We start from the raw sequence: 18,210 nt of genomic DNA on the forward strand, positions 1-18,210 counted from the left end.
CAACCTCAAAAAAAAGACTGTTTTTTAGACCAGTCGCCAGACTGCTTGATTGGCATAGGTTTCGAGGATTTTCCGAAATCGTCATGAATAATGCAGGTTAGGTTAAAAAACGGATTCTAGGATAGTGATGAATCAACACTTTGAAACATTAGGAGTCGAACCTCATCATGACACAAGCACTCGAACAGCGAATCTACACCCCTGATGAGTACCTCGATCTCGAACTTGCCTCCGAGACCCGCAGCGAATATCGCAATGGAGCCATTATTCCGATGACTGGGGGCACACCTGACCACAATGAATTGGCCATTAATCTTGCAGCCCTGCTCAAATCTGCTTTACGAGGCAAACCCTACCGCATTTTTGCCACCGATCAACGGCTTTGGATTCCCGATCGCAGTCTTTACACCTATCCCGATGTCATGGTTGTCGAAAAGCCTTTACAGCTTCAAACAGGACGTACCGACACCGTAGTAAATCCCTGCTTTATCGCTGAAGTGCTATCCAAATCAACCCAAGATTATGACCATGGCGAAAAGTTTTCGACTTACCGTACCATTGACAGCTTCCGCGAATATCTTCTGATCGATCAGTACAGCATCCATGTAGAACACTACGTCAAAACTGCTTCTCATCAATGGCTGCTATCAGAATATGACGATCCGAATGTCACATTGTCCTTGAATACGTTTGAAGCTCAAATCGAAATCAACGCTCTCTACGAAAATATTGACATTAATGATTGAGAAAACGGTGAGGGCGATCGCAGCGGCATAATAAGTCGTCAAGCACTTTGCAGGCTCCTTTACGCAATAGAACACTAAGCTACACTCTAGGCAGAGACAAACCGTGAATCCTTGACGGACATTGGAGTGTGGCAATGTTATCAGGCTTAACCCAAACTGGTGCCCGCCAGCGCGAAATTGCTGAAGTCGTGCTGCGCAACGGCTGGGGCTACATGCGCCGTCTCTTGATGGGGCGGCAGTCCGACGAACCGGAGTTTCCCACCCCTGCGGTACTGCGAAAAATCTTGATCGAGCTGGGTCCCGTCTACGTCAAACTCGGACAACTCTTAAGCACCCGTCCCGATTTGCTGCCCAGTGCTTATATTGACGCACTTTCCACGCTCCAGAGCAACGTTCCGGCTGTGCCCTGGACTGCGGTCGAACCCGTGTTGCAGCAGTCGCTCCAACAACCTTTAGAGAAAGTATTCGCTCAGGTGCAGCCCATTGCGATCGCCGCAGGTTCCATCGCCCAAGTCCATCGAGCCACCCTCGTCGACGGTCGAGAAGTGGCCCTAAAAATTCAGCGTCCCGGCATTGACGCCGTGGTGGAGCAGGACATTCAGCTCATTCAATTTTTGGCGGGCCTTGCGGGTAAAACAGATTTGGGACAAGAATACGCCATCCCAACCCTGGCTGCTGAATTTTGCGATGCCCTCAAAGACGAGCTGAACTTTAAGCGGGAGGCAGGTTTTACCGACGAACTGCGACGCAACCTTGCCAGAAGCCGCTGGATCGATCCGTCTAAAATGCTCATTCCTGCCATTAACTGGGAGATTACTTCTGAAAAATTGCTGGTGATGGAGTGGCTAGAGGGGGTCCCTCTGTTAGAGGCTCGCCTGGAGGAGGAAAGCGCGGGCGACAAGACCCACACAGAAAGGCGATCGCTCATGACGCTGCTGTTTCGCGCCTTTGCCCAACAGGTGTACGTAGACGGCTTCTTTCATGCCGACCCGCACCCCGGCAATATTTTCTATATTGGGTCGGGCCATCTCGCGCTTCTAGACTGCGGCATGGTGGGGCGCTTAGACCCCAACACCCAGCGCTTGCTGACCGAAATGCTATTGGCGATCGTGGAAATTGATTCCCGTCGCTGCGCTCAAATCACCCTAGAGCTAGCGGGATCCACCCAGCCCGTCAATATTCCGGTTCTAGAGCAAGACTACGAACGACTCCTGCGCAAATACTACAACCGCGACCTATCCGCCATCAACTTTAGCGAGGTTTTCTACGAAATTTTGCAGGTCGCCCGCAATAACAAAATACGATTGCCCAGTTCCTTGGGGCTGTATGCCAAAACCCTTGCCAACCTCGAAGGCGTAACCCGTTCCTTCGATCCAGATATCAACCTATTTGAAGAAATCAAGCCCCTCATGACGGATCTCTTTCAAAAGCAACTAGTGGGTGAAGCACCCTTGCAGGCAATGCTGCGTGCGGCCCTAGATCTGAAGAACTTATCTTTGCAATCCCCCCGCCAAATGGAACTCATCCTAGAGCGCGTTACTTCAGAAAACCTCACCTGGCGGGTTTCACTTCCAGAAATAGATGGCGTGCGTCGAACCCTAGACGCCGCAGCCAATCGACTGTCTTTCAGCATTGTAGTAGGCGCCCTGATTATGGGAGCCGCCACCATTACCGCTCAAACCCAGGAAAGTCGATTTACATGGATCAGCGATTCGCTTTTTATTGCCGCCAGCGTGCTAGGGCTGTGGCTGATTATCAGCATTCTGCGATCGGGCCAGTTGAAGTAGACCGCAGATCGACGGTAATTGCAGAAGCGCTGCAACATACGTTCGGAGAGGGCGCAAGCCCCTAACCCCAATGCTATGCCTTCTCCTTCTCTGCCACCTTAAGCGCGGGCAGCGGCACTCCCAACGCCTCAGCCAACGCCTTAGGTGGTGCCTGCCGCGACTCAGCGCGAAGATACTCGCCCGTGAGAATGGGCGGTACCGTCTTCATCGTGTGGGTGGTGCTGTAGTAGCGGTGGGTTTGACGCATCTTGCCCCGCTCCCGCATGTCTTCGTCGGAGATTTTCTTGCGAAGCTTTATCACCGCATCCATGATGGCCTCCGGTCGCGGCGGACATCCGGGTAAATACACATCCACCGGAATCAACTTGTCCACGCCGCGCACTGCCGTAGGGGAATCGCTGCTGAACATGCCGCCAGTAATCGTACAGGCTCCCATCGCAATGACATACTTGGGGTCGGGCATTTGCTCGTAAAGGCGGACCAACGCAGGGGCCATTTTCATGGTGACCGTGCCTGCAGTAATGATCAGATCGGCCTGGCGGGGGCTAGAGCGCGGCACGAGGCCAAAGCGATCGAAGTCAAATCGCGACCCAATCATGGCAGCAACTTCAATAAAGCAGCAAGCCGTTCCGTACAGAAGTGGCCATAGGCTCGACAGACGCGCCCAGTCGTAGAGGTCGTTGATCGAAGAAAGGATGACGCTTTCTGCTAGTTCTTGAGGCACTTCCGGCTTGGAAATGGGGTAGATAATTGAACCTTCGGACTTGACGGGGGTGTTCATAGTTAAGTTGCCTGTGAAGAATCGGCAGTGCGATAAAAAGATGAGCAATATTAACCCAAAAAGTTTCAATGCAGTAATAATGCTTTTCCAGTTTAACTAATAAGAGTGCGAGAACATAGGTCCCGCGCTGTACCTGTTCTCCTTCAAAGGTGTTTCAACCGGCACTCGATGGATTCATTCAATTCTTCGAGGTACCACTGCACGATCGAAGCCCGACTTCGCGCGCCGCCGTAGAGCTTTAGCATAAGGTCGTTTTTTTCTAAAGGATATTAAGGTCAGGTTCCGCAACTGACGAACGGCCTAGGGCACGATCAGCACGGGGCAAGGCGACAGGTTAATGACGCGATTGCTGACGCTTTCATTGGCCCCCTCTTCAGTCAGTCCGATGCCGCGACAGCCCATGATGATAATATCCACATCCATCTCATCGGCAACATCGCAGATGGTAAAGGCAATTTTGCCGCTGCGATGGATAGTCTGGGCCGTAATGCCCCATTCTAGAAACGTAGTCTTAGCGGATTCTAGAAGCTGGTCGATCGCCTCTGGTGTCAGCCGAGGGCTAGCGATCGTTTCTGCTTCGGAATCATCCTCTACGGAGAGAATGATGAGCTGCGCGCCGCAGAGCTTGACCAACTCCGCCACGGTTTCAGCCGCCTCGCGGGAATCTCGACTCTGATCGACAGGAAACAAAACGGTCTTAAACATGAAACGCTCCTCCAAGGTACCGACTCCGGTAAAATTGTGGACGGCAGGGGTTCATCGATATTGACTCAGCAGCCGGAGTAATGGTGGACATAACCCGCTCTGGGTTGGCCTTTAATAGACGCACATAGGAGAGACAGACTGTGTCCAAAAAAACTCTAGCAAATTTATCATCCGCCGATTTAGCCGACAAGCGCGTGTTTGTACGGGTTGATTTTAACGTTCCTTTAGACAAAGAGACCGGAGCCATCACCGATGATACCCGCATCCGAGCAGCACTTCCGACTATCAAAGACCTAGCCTCTAAAGGTGCAAAGGTAATTCTAGCCAGTCACTTCGGTCGCTACAAAGATGTTGAAAAGAACGGTAAGGATAAATATACCCTCGCTCCCGTAGCCCAGCGGCTCTCGGAACTGTTAGGGACGCCTGTGACGTTTGTGAGCGACTGTATTGGTGCCGAAGCCGCAGCGCAAGCCAGCGCGTTGCAGTCGGGTCAAGTGGCATTGTTAGAAAACGTGCGCTTCTACCCCGGCGAAGAGAGCAACGATCCTGAATTTGCCAAGCAGCTCGCAGCCCACGCCGACCTATTCGTGAACGATGCCTTTGGAACGGCTCACCGCGCCCACGCATCGACGGAAGGCGTGACCCACTACCTCAGCCCCTGCGTCGCGGGCTATTTGATCGAGAAGGAACTGCAATACCTGCAAAACGCCATCGAACATCCCCAGCGTCCCCTAGCGGCGATCGTGGGCGGATCCAAAGTCTCTAGCAAAATTGGCGTCATTGAAACGCTGCTCGATAAGGTCGATAAACTCTTCCTGGGCGGCGGCATGATCTTTACCTTTTACAAAGCGCGCGGTCTGAATGTGGGCAAGTCCCTCGTGGAAGAAGACAAGTTAGATCTCGCTCGCGCCCTAGAGCAGAAGGCCAAGGAAAAAGGCGTTCAGTTTTTACTGCCGACGGACGTGGTGGTGGCAGATAACTTTGCCCCCGATGCCAACGCCCAAACCGTCAGCGTCAATAACATTCCCGATGGCTGGATGGGTCTCGATATTGGACCTGACTCGGTCAAAGAATTCCAAACCGCCCTAGAGGATGTCAAGAGCGTCATCTGGAATGGCCCGATGGGCGTATTCGAGTTCGATAAGTTTGCGGTGGGCACCGAGGCGATCGCCCGAAGTCTAGCCACCCTGACGGGGAAGGGCACCATCACCATCATCGGGGGCGGGGATTCCGTAGCAGCAGTGGAGAAGGTGGGATTGGCCGATCGAATGAGCCATATTTCCACGGGCGGCGGCGCTAGCCTAGAACTGCTGGAAGGTAAGGTATTGCCTGGGATTGCGGCTTTAGACGAAGCGTAGCTCGATTGCGCTTCTGCGTTACGTTGTGCTAAGTCTTGTCACCAGGGCAGGACTTAGCACCTCAAAATCTGGCATAAATAAACCCAACGCTCTATAAAATCGAGCCATGGCAGCTTGAGAGGTAGGGTATGTCAGCCAACCCCATTAAACTTGCCCTCGGACAGGCATTAGAAGCTGCATTTCGCCAGTGCGGGTCAGCCGGTCTGGCCCTCAACGACGTGCAGCGACAGATCTTGCAGCAGGTGACGCAGACCGTCCTCCTCAAAGCCCTGAGCGACCCCGACGCCGTCGATCTGGACGAAAATCCGCTGGACGCCTTAACCGAAGACCAGCTCCAAACCCTACTAGGCTATGTTGCCGAGTGCGATCGCGACGGTCGGGATTGGAAAACCACCCTTTTTAACGACTGGCTCCAGGGACGAGATTCCGGGCAAGTCCAGTTTCTGCGCGATCGCTACGGGTTTGACTGGATCGATCGGGTTCGACCTCGAGATATTGCGGCCTATACCGATTCCGTCGCAGCAGAATTGCAAATCGGAGATCGCCTTGAAGTCTCCAGCCGCCTCTGGGAGTGGATCCCCGAAGACCTGGGCGAGGAGCCCGAATGGATCGTCTGCACCCTAGTCAACCTCACGCCCTCCCCAGACGAAACCGATCCGACTCACATTAACGGTACCGTCCAGTTTGAGAACGGTCTAGAGCTAGAAATTCAGGGTCTCTACGACTGGAATAAAAGCAACTGGCGGCGGATCTAGACGACACTCGATCGCGGCGTTGCCCCTATAGCCCCAGACCGCAAATCGATATCAGCCTCGATAGATGGGCAAGTAAGGGCCCGCATCCCTCAGTAGCGGGGCGATCGCATCTTTTTCAGACAGCACCGGGTCGGCAATCGGCCAATCGATGCCAATTGCCGCATCATCCCAACGAATTCCATATTCATCCCCAGGAGTGTAGAAATCCGTGCATTTGTACAGGAAATCGGCGGTTTCGCTGAGGACGCAAAAGCCATGGGCAAATCCCGGCGGCACGTAGAGCTGGCGATGGTTTTCAGCGGATAGGTAAGCGCCATACCATTGACCGAACGTCGGAGAACCTTGACGAATATCAACCGCAACATCGAACACTTCGCCCGTTACCACCCGCACGAGCTTTCCTTGAGGATTGTTGAGCTGGTAGTGCAGGCCCCTCAGGGTCCCTTGCTTAGAAAAAGAGTGATTGTCCTGCACGAACTTGACTTGCAGGCCCGCATCCCAGGCGCGCTTCTCATGATAGGACTCAAAAAAGAACCCGCGATCGTCTTTAAAAATACGCGGTTCTATCAGAAGCACTCCGGGCATGGGAGTTTCTAGAATTTGCATGATGCTTCTCTGATATTCGGCAGGTTGGGGAGTCCAAACTCAACTAAAAGCTCGCGCTCACGTCCAGTCTTCAGGCTTTTCTTGCCTCCAATCTTCCAATGCCTGTTCGAGGGTGTATTGATAGGGATAGCCAGCGGACCGCAAAAAGTCCGGCACGATGTTATTAGAGCGCACGAGCTTGCGAATGCGAACGGGGTCGATGGGTTGTTTTAGACCCAGGAGACCCGCCAGTTGAGCGATGGGGTAAGACGCGCTCAGCAAGAGCAAGTAGGGGACCTTTAAGGGCGTCCTTTGAATCTCTGCGACTTTACAAACGGCGCTGACGTATTCTTCGAGGGTGGGGGTCGGATCTGCGGAAAAATTAAACAGCGTTACGTTCTGCTGTTGTTGTTGCTGCCACTTTAGTACCCACACGATGGCATTGCAAAGTTCTTTAACGTAGCCCCCGGCTTTGCGCGTATTTTGATTCCCAGCGTAGAAAAAATAACCTTTAATCACGGAACGTACGAGACGACTGACGTTGCCGCCCTCGCCAGGACCGAAAACAACGCCGGGACGGACAATGACGAGTTTGCGATTGCGCCCTCCCCGCTGCCAAGCTAAATGGATCTTCTCGGCGGCGAGTTTAGAAGCACCGTAGGCCGTGACAGGCACTGGAATAGACTGCTCGTTTTTTTCCGATTCAGTGGGTCCGTAGGGCGAAATACTGCTGGTAAAGACGATGGTATTGCAGCCTACCGATTCCGCCCACTGGCAGACATTTTCCGCACCGTTGAGGTTGGTTTCGAAGTATTCGTGGGCTTCGTGGCCGGGCTCGCGATGAATGGCCGCAAAATTCAGCACCAGATCGGCACGTTCGGGCAAATTGGAGTGGGCGATCGGAACGCAAACATCGATGGGGACGTAGCGCACGCGCGGGTCGCTTAGCAAATCACGAGCGGTCGTCGACCAAAGCGGTTTGTTCGGCGGCTCGATATCTGCCAGCATAATAGTCTTAGCAAGATTATTGGTAAGCAGAAAGCGAGCGAAATGAGTGCCAATAAATCCTGTACCGCCAAACAAAACGCAGTTCTCAAAGCAAAGCGAACTGGGTTTTATCGCTAGCTCGTTCGTAAGACTTGCGGTCATGACTTGTCTAAGCGTGCTCCAACGAATTTAATCTTCTGTTTAGATACATTAAGCCTTGACAGCCACAGTGGCAAGTTAGCGAGAAAAGTTATACGGCGATCGGGTGCGTTTTTTAGTCGGGTGTGTTTTTATCGATGCGACATGACGGAAGGTTCGCCTTAGCGGTGGGAATAAATCCTGCCTCGCCACTGAGTTGGACGTTGTAAGGCGGATAACCCAATCCGCAGCACTGCCAGAGAATCTGCAAGCGGAGACAGCCAAAATAACCATCGCTGTTCGGCTTTAGAAAGATCGTAGGATGGGGCGATCGCCCACAGCAATGCCACCCGAATTGCGACCAGCGCGACATTCGTGCCCAACGCGCCCAATACCATTGGCGTATTTGCACCGCAACCATAAAAAAATAGCATCAGAGGCAGCGGCAAACCCTGTACTGCCGCCAGAAACCAAAGGTCGCCATAGGTTTGAGCGGGAGAGCTGGCATCTTTTAGATCCAACGAGCGTCCCCATTCTCGCCAAGTTTCAGTAGCACCTTCGTACATCCTGACCTTGAGGACCTTGGCCCCATCCAAAAAGCCAACCCTGGCCCCGCTAGCCGCTAAATGACGCACCAGGGTCACATCGTCGCAGAACGAATCCCGAGCGCTGGCAAACCCGCCAACACCTTCAAGTAGCGACTGGCGGCACAGGAAACATTGACCGTTGGCCATGATGCGCTCCGCCGTCGCATTAAACTCGCCCGCTGGACCAAAGCGATACACCAAGGTCATCAAGAGCGCCGGTTGAAGCCAAACTTCGCCGGGATATTTCAGAATAAATTGCGGCGAAAGGGAGACGGCATCTAAGTTATCGGCGATCGCCGCTCGCACCAGGCTGGCCACCAGTCCGGGCTGGGGCTGAGTATCCGCATCCAATCCCAGGAACCATTCGCTTTGCGCTGCCATAGCGCTGAATCCAGAATGCAGCGCCCAGGGTCGTCCCACCCAGCCTTGCGGCAATGGGTCGTCCGTCATGACTCGAAATCGCGGGTCTCGAGTCGCGGCTCGTTCGACCAATTCTGGGGTTCCATCCTCAGAACGGCTGTCCACCACTAAAACTTCCCGGAGCTCGTAGCTCTGGCGGCTTAATCCCTCCAAACAAGGCTGGAGCCGCGCTGCCTCATTTAAGGTGGGCACGACAGCGCTGACCGACCCCAATAAATCCGGTGCGGGCGCTGCGGGAACCAAGGGCGCGCGTCGAAATGGCCCGCGCAGGAGACGGGCAAGGAGAAGGGCGGCAGCAGGTAGCTGCATCAAGAGCGCAAAGGTTGCAGCAGCGCTAAACCCTACGGTAAGGCCAGAAACGTCCGATGTTGTTCGAGCGGCAAATGTATCGGCAACGAGCCAATGGACTGCAATCCAATAGGAGACGGTCAAAGGCGCTATCATCCTCGTTTCGACGGAGCGCTCAAAACAGGCACTGGGGCGATCGCGGGTTCGGACCGATCCGGCATCGCTTCTGAGACGGCCCCTCGCGCGGGTGTCACCCACCAGCAAACGATGGCAGGCAATACCCCAATCGAGATACCCAAAGCCGTCGGAATCATAAAGCGCTCGTCAAGCTGGGTCAGCGTAATCATCGCACCAAACGCGAAATTTGCAAGGTACACGCACAGGGGAACCACAAGCTGACCGCGATTCAACCCTAAAGGCTCCTTCCGACCCAGTAAGGCGGCAACGCCCATAAAGATCGTTCCCGTCCCTACCCAACCTACCAAGTTCCGATAGGGCATTCCAAAAAATTCGCCGACTTCTTGAAACTCCCAGAAGGGGAAAGGAGCTTGACTCATGGCGGGGTCTAAAACCAAGTCCCAAGCCGTCAGCAAGACAGCACCCGTCACAACCGCCAGCAGACGCAGGCTCAACTCCCCCATGCGCCATCGGCTGAAGGCAACCCGAAGGCCGCTGTAGGCGAGCAAGTAAGCTGAAAACCCGAGATAAAACCAAGACAGGGGGATGGTAAACGGGACTAATCCCGCAACCTTATAGCCCAATCCATTCAGATAAGCGTAATGTCCAAACGGGAATCCCGTGCTGGTTCCCAGCAGTTCGCTTCCCAGAGACAGCAGCACCGCAGGGATAAAAAAGAGCGCCGTCGAGCGCAAGCCCAAACTGAAGTAGCCGTGCAGAAATACCGTTAGCGCGCCCAGCACGATATACACCACGCCACCGCCCGTCATACTGAGTTGAAACAGCGTTTGACCAAAGCTCGGTAAGGTCGCGATAAATTCAGGATGGGGCAAAACAAGGATTAAACCCGCTAGGCCAAAGACCATCGCGACGATATGGGCAATGAGGAAAAACCACTGGAACAGGACGAGTCGCTTCATATGTGTCCTTGAAAAGACAAAAAAATTAAAAGTGCAGGGATGACTTTTATAGTTTACAAATGTTTATAGATTGTAGTCTTAACAAGCCCTAAATAGGCGCCTCTCGCTCATCTTGGGTTGGAGCGAAAGGGAAATGTGGCATGATGGGGGCAACTTTTTGGTTCGGTCGAAGTGTTGGCTCGGGCAGTCGCAGCACTACCGCCAACATTTTAGAGGGACTAAATCCCGTTCACTGTATTGGGTTTGGAGCAAGAGCAGCTAATGATTGTTGAGGGTATTGGCATTGGTTTGGGTTTGGCAATTGTACTGGGCTGGGCTGGACTAGAAAGCCGCTACCGCAAGGGCCGGGGCAATACCCTTCAGGTTTCTACCGGCCAATGGAAGCTAGACTTCGACCAGCCTCACCACTATATTTTGCGCGGCGAACTGACGCTCCACAACCCCCTAGCCGATCTTGAGGTTATGGTGCCGGAGCTTCGGGCGGAACTGGTGGTGCTGTCTAAAGAAAGTTTAGACGGGGTAGAGCAGTCGATGCGGCTGACTTCTCGCCATCCCGATGCCGAAGCCAGGGCCGACGGTTATTGGTTTGCCTACATTGTCAAAAAACGCCAGCAAACAAAAGTCTCTATTGATATCGATCTCAAAGGGGCGGACCTTTCTACGCTTAGGGTGGCTTGGCTGCGCATCGACTACACCACCTACGGACCCAAGGGACGTATTCCTCGAGTTCACCACGAAGTCTTGCCTTTGGCCTACCCAGATGCCCAGCAGACCTTGCGTTGGCGATCGTCTCAGGAATCCGAGGTGTTACCCATCCCAACCCACCTTCTCACCCGCCTAGATTCCTGTCCGGACATCGTGCGGCGCTACGTGGTCCCCCATGCCAAACCCGGCGATATTGTCACCATTGGAGAAACGCCTGTCGCCATTATTCAAGGCCGCTACCGCCACCCGACGGACATTCATCCGGGTTGGGTGGCAAAGCGGCTGTGCTATTTCTTTTTGCCGACTTCGAGCTTGGCGACAGCCTGCGGTCTCCAGTCTTTGGTCGATGTCGTGGGACCGTGGCGCGTTCTGTTTGCGTTTGTTGGCGGCTCCATCTTGAAAATCTTGGGAAAACCGGGCGGATTTTACCAGCTTGCCGGAGAGCAGGCGCGGCTGGTGGATGACGTGACGGGGACGCTGCCCCCCTACGATCAGTTTGTGGTTTTGGGTCCTGAAAACGCTCAGGCTGTAGTGGATGAAATTAAAGCTGAAACGGGCATCTCTGCGGCGATTGTAGATGTCAACGACCTGAAAGCGGTTAAGGTACTTGCGGCCACTGCCGATGTCTCTATGGCAACCCTACAACAAGCGCTGATCGACAACCCAGCCGGAAATTCTGACGAGCAAACCCCTGTCGTGTTAGTGCGCCCTCGATCTTAACGGGTCGAGATGGAGGGAATGAGATGGGCGATCGATGGGTCGCAGCGCGGGGGGTTCTACCGTTCGGGGCAAAGGATCGCTAGAATAGTGTCAATTCATTTGACTTAAAAGCCCGAATCAGCAATTTGACAGGTGCGTTTGCGCGCGATCCCACGCTATTGTCCTTCCACTGTTCTAGGTTTGCCCTATCGTCCTATGGCTTCTGCCCCTCCCAAAAACGAATCTACGGTGCGTCCGTTACAGTATCGAGACTGGGATGCGGTGAGCGATCTCCTCGATCGCAGTAGCGGCAGTCGGGCAGAACGAGTCTGGCTGCTAGAACCGCTCCAGAAAAACCCTCAAGATTTGCCGACGACTCCGTTGCGCCGCTTATTAGATGCGGTGCCCGGACAGTGGCACTCGTCCGTACGGACGTTTGTTTTAGAGCAAGCGGATCGGCTGGTCGGTTTCATTCAGGTCGCTCCTTTCAATCAGGCCCGCAGTACGTGGCGCGTCGAACGCATCTGTTTGGATGGCGACGTCTCCGGCTTTGATTCCGGCACGCAGCTCTTGCGCTATTGCATGGAATCGATTTGGGAAGCTCGAACTTGGCTGGTAGAAGTAGAGGTCAACCATGTCGACGCGCTTGGGCTATATCGCCAGAATGGGTTTCAACCTCTTTCCCAGATGACGCGCTGGCAGCTCTCTCCCGCCACGCTAGAGCCGTTGGCCCTGCGATCGCCGAGCTTGCCGAATCTCCTCCCCGTCAACAACGCCGATTCTGCGCTGCTGTATCAGCTCGACACCGCAGCCATGCCGCCCTTCGTACGGCAGGTGTTCGATCGCCACGTTCAAGACTTTCAGCGCGGGCTGATTCAAAGCCTGATTTCTAACGTCCAAATCCAGCTTCAGCGGCAAGCATGGGCGAACGGCTACGTATTCGAACCCCAGCGTAAAGCGGCGATCGGGTATTTCTCCATTTGCCTCAACCGCGTCGGCACTGAAACCCACGGCGCGCAAATGACCGTCCATCCAGCTTATACCTGGCTGTATCAGGAACTGTTGGCCCATATGGCGCATCTGTCGCAACAAGCTTGTCCCTCTGCTTCTCTGTCAGTGCTCTCCGCAGATTACCAACCGGAGCGAGAAGACTATTTGCAGCAGGTGGGTGCAGAGCGGATGGAGCACGCTCTCATGCTGTCTCGATCGGTATGGCATAAGGTGAGGGAAAGTAAAACCCTTTCTCTAGAAGCGCTTCAGCTTACGGAAATGCTTCAGGGACTGCAACCCAACACGCCCGCGCCGGGACGGATGAGCTTTTTAAAAACGGGGACTGCTTCGCTTCAGCCTCAGAGCAGCGAAGCGGCGATCGCCAAGGATACCCCGACCAAAGCTGAGGGTCGATTCCCCCAGCGCTCGACTTCGGATATATTAGATTCCCATGGTTCTTGCGGATAACACCCTTTTGGTTTACTGGGTCGATGCCTTTTGCGATCGACCTTTCTGCGGAAATCCCGCCGTCGTGGTGCCTCAAGCGGACGGATTGTCCGAGGCTCAAATGCAGCAGATCGCCCGCGAGGTGAACTGCTCTGAAACGGCCTTTGTCCTCCAGCCAACCCTGCCTGAGGCAGATTTTCGCCTGCGGTGGTTTACGCCCACGCAAGAAGTGAATCTGTGCGGCCACGCCACCGTAGCGGCCCTGCACGCGCTAGCGCGGGAAGGTCGGTTTAACTTGCATCCTGGCGTAACCGAAATTTTATATATCGAAACCCGCAGCGGAGTCTTAAAGGTTTTAGTGGACTGCAAAACCGATCGCCCTTGGATCTGGTTGACCCTGCCAGAATGCAAATTCGAGCGCATTCCCGCAGACCTAGCCCGACAACTCGCAGCCGCCTTGGGATTGCCCGAGCGATCCTTGTCAGAGCCTGTCGCAGACACGCTCAATCGGGATGTTTTGGTGTCTGTCCCCCACCTCCACCAGCTCCAGTCCCTCACCCCCGACATGGCCGCTCTGACGCACCTGGGGAAGGAAAGAGGCTGGCGCGGGTTTGGCGTGTTTACCCGCGAAACCGTCGAACCGGATCGAGATGTCCACGTGCGCTTTTTTGCGCCGCAGTCCGGCATCCTCGAAGATCCCGTGACGGGTTCCGTCAGCGGCCCGATCGCCCTGCTACTGCGTCAGTCTGGAGAATCTAAAGACCCCGAGCGCGACCTGTGGCGCTTCGAACAGGGAGACGGCCTCAACCGGGCAGGTCGCCTGCTGGTCGAACTTCACGGCGAAACGCCCAAGTTAGGCGGACAAGCGGTTACGGTGCTGCGAGGAGAACTATACCTGTGATTTCTGCCCTCGGTTTGGATTTAGGCCATCGGCGGATTGGGGTGGCGGGCTGCGATCGCACTGGACTCATTGCCACCGGACTGACCACCATCCACCGCACCCATTTCGAGAACGATATGGCTCAACTCCGCCAACTCATCCACGCGCGGGACGCGACGTTGCTGGTGATCGGGCTACCCTATTCCATGAACGGCGAAATGGGGGCACAAGCCAAACGCACTCAAAAACTGGCGCGGCGGATCGGCAGCGCCCTTCAAATCCCCTTCGAGTACGTGGACGAGCGCCTGACCTCCTACGAAGCAGAAGTCATGCTCCACGCCCAGCACATCAGCCCCTCCCGCAACCGCGAGCTCGTCGATCGCAAAGCCGCCTGCATTATTTTGCAACAATGGCTCGATTGTCGGCGGCAAGCAGTGCGCTCTCATGAGACAATAGTAAATCGTGAGAACGCGCCATTACCCTCTAAACTAGCGGATAGTTAACGGTATTAGGGCCGGGACGTATAGAGGAACACAGCATGGAACTTGAGGGTCCTACCATTACCCTATCGGATGAAGCCGGGCGATCGCTGCTCTGCTATATAGAGCTGTCAGTGGACGTGGACGGAGAGGAGTACGCACTCGTCAATCCCGTAGATTACCCGATCGATATTTTTGCTTGGGTTGCAACGGAAGACGCGGAGGAAGGCGAAGGAGACGAGGAAGACGAAGAAGAAACCCTCGTTCCCGTCGAAGATGCAGAACTCAACGAAATCTTTGCAACGGCTCAGGCGGTGCTGTCCGAGCAAAACCTAAAGCTCAAGCGGACGGCCTTGTCGCTCACGGTGGAAGGCGACCTGCCCGAAGTCGACGAAGACGACCTCCTCACCCTAGAAGTTGAAGAATCTGGCGTAGGCAAGGACCAAGAAGAGTACCAACTGCTGGCCACCTTTTTCCACGAAGAGCAGGAATATGCCATTTATACGCCCATCGACCCCGTGCTTTTTGTGGTGCGTCTCCAGGATGGCAAAAAGCCTCAGTTATTGTCTCCCGAGGAGTTTCAAGCCATTCAGCCCAAACTACAACCTTATTTTGAGGAACATTTATTTGAAGAATTGGAGTAATATCCTGCAAGACCGCGTTCAGTAAAAACTGGTGAAGAACAACGCAAAACGAGTTCCTCGGATTTTTTTGGGAGCCTCTGCTCTGGTCCTCGCGCTGGGAATCAGTACGGGCTTGAGTTGGCTGTGGTGGGCCAATGCAACTGCACCCACCCGCAGTCGCACGGGAGCGGTGACGGTGCAGGTACCTGAAGGGGCATCCGCCGACTCGATCGGACGCCAGCTCGAGCGGGAGGGTCTCATTCGTTCCCTGATGGCTTGGAAGCTGTGGGCGCGGTTGGCGGCTTTCAAAAACGATCGCGGCAGTTTTCAGACGGGAACCTACGAACTATCGGCTCAGGCATCGTTGGATGACTTGGCAAAAACGATCTGGACGGGGCAGGTCAAGCAGACCACCTTCACGATTCCAGAGGGTTGGTCGCTGCGAGAGATGGGAGCCTATTTTGAAAAAGAGGGATGGTTTTCTGCCGATGCTTTTCTGAAGGCCGCAGCGCAGGTGCCCCGCGATCGCTTTGCGTGGCTGCCGGAAGATCTATCGATGCTAGAGGGGTTTTTGTTCCCGGATACCTATCAGGTGCCCGTGGAAGGGCGATCGCCTGATGCGGTCATCGACGTCATGCTCGAGCACTTTGAAACCCACGCGCTCCCGCTCTACCAACAGCGCCAAGGCTTAAAAGATCTCAGCCTCAACGAGTGGGTTACCCTCAGCAGTATTGTCGAGAAAGAGGCCGTGGTTGCCCGAGAACGCCCGCTGATTGCAGGCGTGTTTTGGAATCGCCTGCGCTTGGGAATGAGCCTCGGCTCCGATCCGACCGTAGAGTACGGATTGGGGATTCGCCAAACTCAAGAACAGCCCCTCACCTTCGCGCAAGTGGGCCAGCCGTCGCCTTACAACACCTACATCAACCCAGGGCTTCCCCCCACGCCGATTGCCAGCCCCGGTCTGGCCAGTCTAAAGGCCGTTTTGACGCCAGAGCAGACCCCCTACCTGTACTTTGTTGCCCGCTACGACGGAACCCACGTGTTTAGCGAATCCTTAGGCGATCACGAACGAGCGCAGGGAACCATTCGAGACCAACAGGATGCGAAACGCCTCGAATCTGGAAAAATTTAGCGCGGAAAACCGAGGCTGGGTAAACTTAGTACATGCAACAGGTGACGATACATGCTTCCACGCGCTGCGGTTTCACTTCTAGAACCCAATCTGACTTTATCAGGTTCGATTTTAGCGTTGACGCCAGCGTTGATTAAGCATTACGGTCTCCGAGGGTTGGTACTGGACGTAGACGATACGGTCATTTCGACGCGATCTGCGGTCGTCCCTCCCGAGGTTAAGGTGTGGATGGAAGAGATCAAGCAGGTGGTGTGCGTGACGTTGGTGAGCAACAACCTCAGCCACGCCCGCATTCGCCGAGTGGCAGGGGTGTTGGACTTGCCCTATATCTTTGGCGCGCGCAAGCCCTCCCGACGCAAGGTACGCCAAGCCGTCAGCGCCATGAACTTGCCTCTCCACGAGGTGGGAATGGTGGGCGATCGCCTGTTTACCGACGTCCTCGTCGGCAATCGACTGGGCATGTTTACGGTCCTCGTAGAACCCATGATGGATTCCAAAAACAGTCGCAGGCGAATGAGCTGGCTGCGCGCCTTTGAACTTTGGCTGTCTCAGGTGTTGAGTGCGTTGTTTAAGCTGTAGGGCCTAGGTCTTACCCAGCAATGACCCGCACCGACAGCGCTGCATACAAAATACCGGGGATCGAATCTAAAAAGATCCTTATGATAGAGGACTTCTCTTGAAAAATTTGGCAAACTATAAATATTGAAATGGAGCCAGCCAAATAAAGGCTCTAAATATAATCATCTTAAATATATTTGTGGTAGGCCAATCTTTATTTATGTAAAGGTTGGCCTATTGCTATATTTGGATCGCTGGCGCGCGGCTTTGCGGCTCCTTCTGCGACTCGCGGGTGCAGGCAGCCGATTCGCCCCGGACGGAATGAGGAAAGACATGGGTCAGATTATCGTGGTCAAGATTGGGACTTCCAGTCTGACGCATCCAGATACCGGGCATTTAGCGCTGGCAACCATTGCCGCCTTGGTAGAACAATTGAGTCAGCTTCGCCAGCGCGGGTTTCAGGTCGTGCTGGTCTCTTCTGGGGCCGTGGGCGTGGGTTGCGCGCGCCTCAAGCTGTCGGAGCGACCGCGCACGATGGCCCTAAAGCAGGCGGTAGCGGCGGTGGGTCAGGGTCGCCTGATGCGGATTTACGACGATTTTTTTAGCGCGCTGCAGCAACCCATCGCTCAGGTTTTGCTCACTCGGAGCGATCTGGCCGATCGGGGCCGTTACCTGAATGCTTACAATACGTTTCAAGAGCTATTGCGTCTGGGAGTGATTCCCATCGTCAACGAAAATGACACGGTAGCGGTAGACGAGCTGAAGTTTGGCGACAACGACACGCTTTCAGCCTTGGTTGCGAGCTTGGTCCACGCGGACTGGCTGTTTTTGCTGACGGATGTGGATTCGCTGTATTCTGCCGATCCGCGCAAGGATCCCAACGCCCGACCGATTGCGGCGATCGAGAAGATGGAAGATTTAGTCACGCTTCAGGTCCAGGCGGGCGATCGCGGTTCTCGGTGGGGTACGGGGGGTATGGCAACCAAGATTTCAGCAGCGGCGATCGCCATGGAAGCTGGGGTGCGCGCGGTCATTACGCGGGGCCAGAACCCCGAAGCCATCTCGCGGATTTTGGCCGGGGAGTTCATTGGCACCCAGTTTGTCCCCCATCCCGAACCCATCAACGCCCGCAAACACTGGATTGCCCATACCTTGGTTCCAGGAGGGTCGTTGACGCTCGATGCCGGGGCAGTGCGGGCGATCGTCGATTGCGGAAAATCTTTGCTGGCTGCGGGAATTCTGAAGGTGACGGGGGAGTTTGAAAGTCAAGAACCCGTGCGTCTGTGCGATGAATCGGGGCAGGAAGTGGCTCGCGGGCTGGCGAATTACAGCAGTTCCGAGCTAGAGCGGATTCGCGGCCACCGTTCCGCAGAGATTCCGGCAATTCTGGGCTACGCAGGCGCAGAAACGGCGATTCATCGCGATAATTTGGTGGTGCTGTGACGGGAGGTCCCCCCATCCGA

Annotated in this window: 18 protein-coding genes; 12 read left to right on the forward strand and 6 right to left on the reverse strand. The window is 54.7% G+C overall.

What is annotated here, in order from left to right; all coding sequences use genetic code 11:
- Window positions 1-167 precede the first annotated feature (167 nt).
- Both R6H26_RS00480 and R6H26_RS00485 read left to right on the forward strand, forming a co-directional pair.
- Window positions 168-746: a Uma2 family endonuclease gene (locus R6H26_RS00480; protein ID WP_404787379.1), complete on the forward strand. Its 579-nt coding sequence runs from the start codon at window positions 168-170 to the stop codon at window positions 744-746.
- A 134-nt stretch (window positions 747-880) separates the two neighbouring features.
- Window positions 881-2,533 (forward strand): ABC1 kinase family protein, encoded by a 1,653-nt coding sequence (locus R6H26_RS00485; protein WP_404787381.1) that lies wholly within the window; start codon window positions 881-883, stop codon window positions 2,531-2,533.
- Window positions 2,534-2,606: 73 nt separating this feature from the next.
- On the opposite strand, the gene R6H26_RS00490 is transcribed toward R6H26_RS00485, so the two are convergent.
- Together R6H26_RS00490 and R6H26_RS00495 are read right to left on the reverse strand one after the other, a co-directional pair.
- On the reverse strand, window positions 2,607-3,314 hold the full coding sequence (locus R6H26_RS00490; RefSeq protein WP_404787383.1) for an NADH dehydrogenase subunit K: 708 nt from the start codon (window positions 3,312-3,314) through the stop codon (window positions 2,607-2,609).
- 300 nt (window positions 3,315-3,614) lie between these two features.
- On the reverse strand, window positions 3,615-4,019 hold the full coding sequence (locus R6H26_RS00495; protein ID WP_404787385.1) for a universal stress protein: 405 nt from the start codon (window positions 4,017-4,019) through the stop codon (window positions 3,615-3,617).
- Between the two features lie 140 nt (window positions 4,020-4,159).
- On the opposite strand from R6H26_RS00495, the gene R6H26_RS00500 reads away from it, so the two are divergent.
- A complete protein-coding gene (locus tag R6H26_RS00500) occupies window positions 4,160-5,377 on the forward strand; it encodes a phosphoglycerate kinase (protein WP_404787386.1) in 1,218 nt (405 codons plus the stop codon).
- A 128-nt stretch (window positions 5,378-5,505) separates the two neighbouring features.
- Window positions 5,506-6,132 carry a hypothetical protein gene (locus R6H26_RS00505; RefSeq protein WP_404787388.1) on the forward strand — a complete coding sequence of 209 codons (627 nt, stop codon included), beginning with the start codon at window positions 5,506-5,508 and terminating at the stop codon, window positions 6,130-6,132.
- Between the two features lie 51 nt (window positions 6,133-6,183).
- Here the strand turns inward: R6H26_RS00505 and rfbC are convergent, their stop codons facing one another.
- From rfbC to cruF, 4 genes are all read right to left on the reverse strand, one after another.
- A complete protein-coding gene (gene rfbC / locus R6H26_RS00510; protein ID WP_404787389.1) occupies window positions 6,184-6,738 on the reverse strand; it encodes a dTDP-4-dehydrorhamnose 3,5-epimerase in 555 nt (184 codons plus the stop codon).
- Window positions 6,739-6,795: 57 nt separating this feature from the next.
- Window positions 6,796-7,866, reverse strand: coding sequence for an NAD-dependent epimerase/dehydratase family protein (locus tag R6H26_RS00515; protein ID WP_404787391.1), 1,071 nt, complete (start codon window positions 7,864-7,866; stop codon window positions 6,796-6,798).
- A gap of 158 nt (window positions 7,867-8,024) precedes the next feature.
- Window positions 8,025-9,281, reverse strand: coding sequence for a 2'-O-glycosyltransferase CruG (cruG, locus tag R6H26_RS00520; RefSeq protein WP_404787393.1), 1,257 nt, complete (start codon window positions 9,279-9,281; stop codon window positions 8,025-8,027).
- 8 nt (window positions 9,282-9,289) lie between these two features.
- Entirely contained in the window at window positions 9,290-10,234 is a 945-nt protein-coding gene (cruF, locus tag R6H26_RS00525) for a gamma-carotene 1'-hydroxylase CruF (protein ID WP_404787395.1), read from the reverse strand.
- A gap of 261 nt (window positions 10,235-10,495) precedes the next feature.
- Between cruF and R6H26_RS00530 the strand changes: the two genes are divergently transcribed.
- The 8 genes from R6H26_RS00530 (at window position 10,496) to proB (ending at window position 18,190) form a co-directional block, all read left to right on the forward strand.
- Complete coding sequence (locus R6H26_RS00530) at window positions 10,496-11,659, forward strand: F420-0:Gamma-glutamyl ligase (protein WP_404787397.1); 1,164 nt, start codon at window positions 10,496-10,498, stop codon at window positions 11,657-11,659.
- 195 nt (window positions 11,660-11,854) lie between these two features.
- On the forward strand, window positions 11,855-13,096 hold the full coding sequence (locus tag R6H26_RS00535) for a GNAT family N-acetyltransferase (protein ID WP_404787399.1): 1,242 nt from the start codon (window positions 11,855-11,857) through the stop codon (window positions 13,094-13,096).
- A complete protein-coding gene (locus R6H26_RS00540) occupies window positions 13,080-13,976 on the forward strand; it encodes a PhzF family phenazine biosynthesis protein (RefSeq protein ID WP_404787401.1) in 897 nt (298 codons plus the stop codon). The genes R6H26_RS00535 and R6H26_RS00540 overlap by 17 nt, the downstream gene beginning before the upstream one ends.
- Window positions 13,967-14,458 carry a Holliday junction resolvase RuvX gene (ruvX, locus tag R6H26_RS00545; RefSeq protein ID WP_404791470.1) on the forward strand — a complete coding sequence of 164 codons (492 nt, stop codon included), beginning with the start codon at window positions 13,967-13,969 and terminating at the stop codon, window positions 14,456-14,458. Before R6H26_RS00540 ends, ruvX begins: the two co-directional genes overlap by 10 nt.
- A gap of 35 nt (window positions 14,459-14,493) precedes the next feature.
- The gene (locus R6H26_RS00550; RefSeq protein WP_404787403.1) at window positions 14,494-15,078 is read left to right on the forward strand and encodes a DUF3727 domain-containing protein; all 585 of its coding nucleotides are present in this window, start codon (window positions 14,494-14,496) and stop codon (window positions 15,076-15,078) included.
- A gap of 31 nt (window positions 15,079-15,109) precedes the next feature.
- Window positions 15,110-16,189 carry an endolytic transglycosylase MltG gene (mltG, locus tag R6H26_RS00555; RefSeq protein ID WP_404787405.1) on the forward strand — a complete coding sequence of 360 codons (1,080 nt, stop codon included), beginning with the start codon at window positions 15,110-15,112 and terminating at the stop codon, window positions 16,187-16,189.
- 51 nt (window positions 16,190-16,240) lie between these two features.
- On the forward strand, window positions 16,241-16,768 hold the full coding sequence (locus R6H26_RS00560) for a YqeG family HAD IIIA-type phosphatase (protein WP_404787406.1): 528 nt from the start codon (window positions 16,241-16,243) through the stop codon (window positions 16,766-16,768).
- Window positions 16,769-17,080: 312 nt separating this feature from the next.
- Window positions 17,081-18,190 carry a glutamate 5-kinase gene (proB, locus tag R6H26_RS00565; protein ID WP_404787407.1) on the forward strand — a complete coding sequence of 370 codons (1,110 nt, stop codon included), beginning with the start codon at window positions 17,081-17,083 and terminating at the stop codon, window positions 18,188-18,190.
- Window positions 18,191-18,210: the final 20 nt, after the last annotated feature.

It is taken from the genome of Altericista sp. CCNU0014 (assembly GCF_044923475.1).
Classification (GTDB): domain Bacteria; phylum Cyanobacteriota; class Cyanobacteriia; order Thermosynechococcales; family Thermosynechococcaceae; genus JAAURS01.

Bases quoted from the DNA above. Each gene is read 5' to 3' on its own strand.
- R6H26_RS00480 (WP_404787379.1), top strand. From the start codon at position 168: ATGACACAAGCACTCGAACAGCGAATCTACACCCCTGATGAGTACCTC.
- R6H26_RS00485 (WP_404787381.1), top strand. From the start codon at position 881: ATGTTATCAGGCTTAACCCAAACTGGTGCCCGCCAGCGCGAAATTGCT.
- R6H26_RS00490 (WP_404787383.1), bottom strand. From the start codon at position 3,314: ATGAACACCCCCGTCAAGTCCGAAGGTTCAATTATCTACCCCATTTCC.
- R6H26_RS00495 (WP_404787385.1), bottom strand. From the start codon at position 4,019: ATGTTTAAGACCGTTTTGTTTCCTGTCGATCAGAGTCGAGATTCCCGC.
- R6H26_RS00505 (WP_404787388.1), top strand. From the start codon at position 5,506: ATGTCAGCCAACCCCATTAAACTTGCCCTCGGACAGGCATTAGAAGCT.
- rfbC (WP_404787389.1), bottom strand. From the start codon at position 6,738: ATGCAAATTCTAGAAACTCCCATGCCCGGAGTGCTTCTGATAGAACCG.
- R6H26_RS00515 (WP_404787391.1), bottom strand. From the start codon at position 7,866: ATGACCGCAAGTCTTACGAACGAGCTAGCGATAAAACCCAGTTCGCTT.
- cruF (WP_404787395.1), bottom strand. From the start codon at position 10,234: ATGAAGCGACTCGTCCTGTTCCAGTGGTTTTTCCTCATTGCCCATATC.
- R6H26_RS00530 (WP_404787397.1), top strand. From the start codon at position 10,496: ATGATTGTTGAGGGTATTGGCATTGGTTTGGGTTTGGCAATTGTACTG.
- R6H26_RS00535 (WP_404787399.1), top strand. From the start codon at position 11,855: ATGGCTTCTGCCCCTCCCAAAAACGAATCTACGGTGCGTCCGTTACAG.
- R6H26_RS00540 (WP_404787401.1), top strand. From the start codon at position 13,080: ATGGTTCTTGCGGATAACACCCTTTTGGTTTACTGGGTCGATGCCTTT.
- R6H26_RS00550 (WP_404787403.1), top strand. From the start codon at position 14,494: ATGGAACTTGAGGGTCCTACCATTACCCTATCGGATGAAGCCGGGCGA.
- R6H26_RS00560 (WP_404787406.1), top strand. From the start codon at position 16,241: ATGCTTCCACGCGCTGCGGTTTCACTTCTAGAACCCAATCTGACTTTA.
- proB (WP_404787407.1), top strand. From the start codon at position 17,081: ATGGGTCAGATTATCGTGGTCAAGATTGGGACTTCCAGTCTGACGCAT.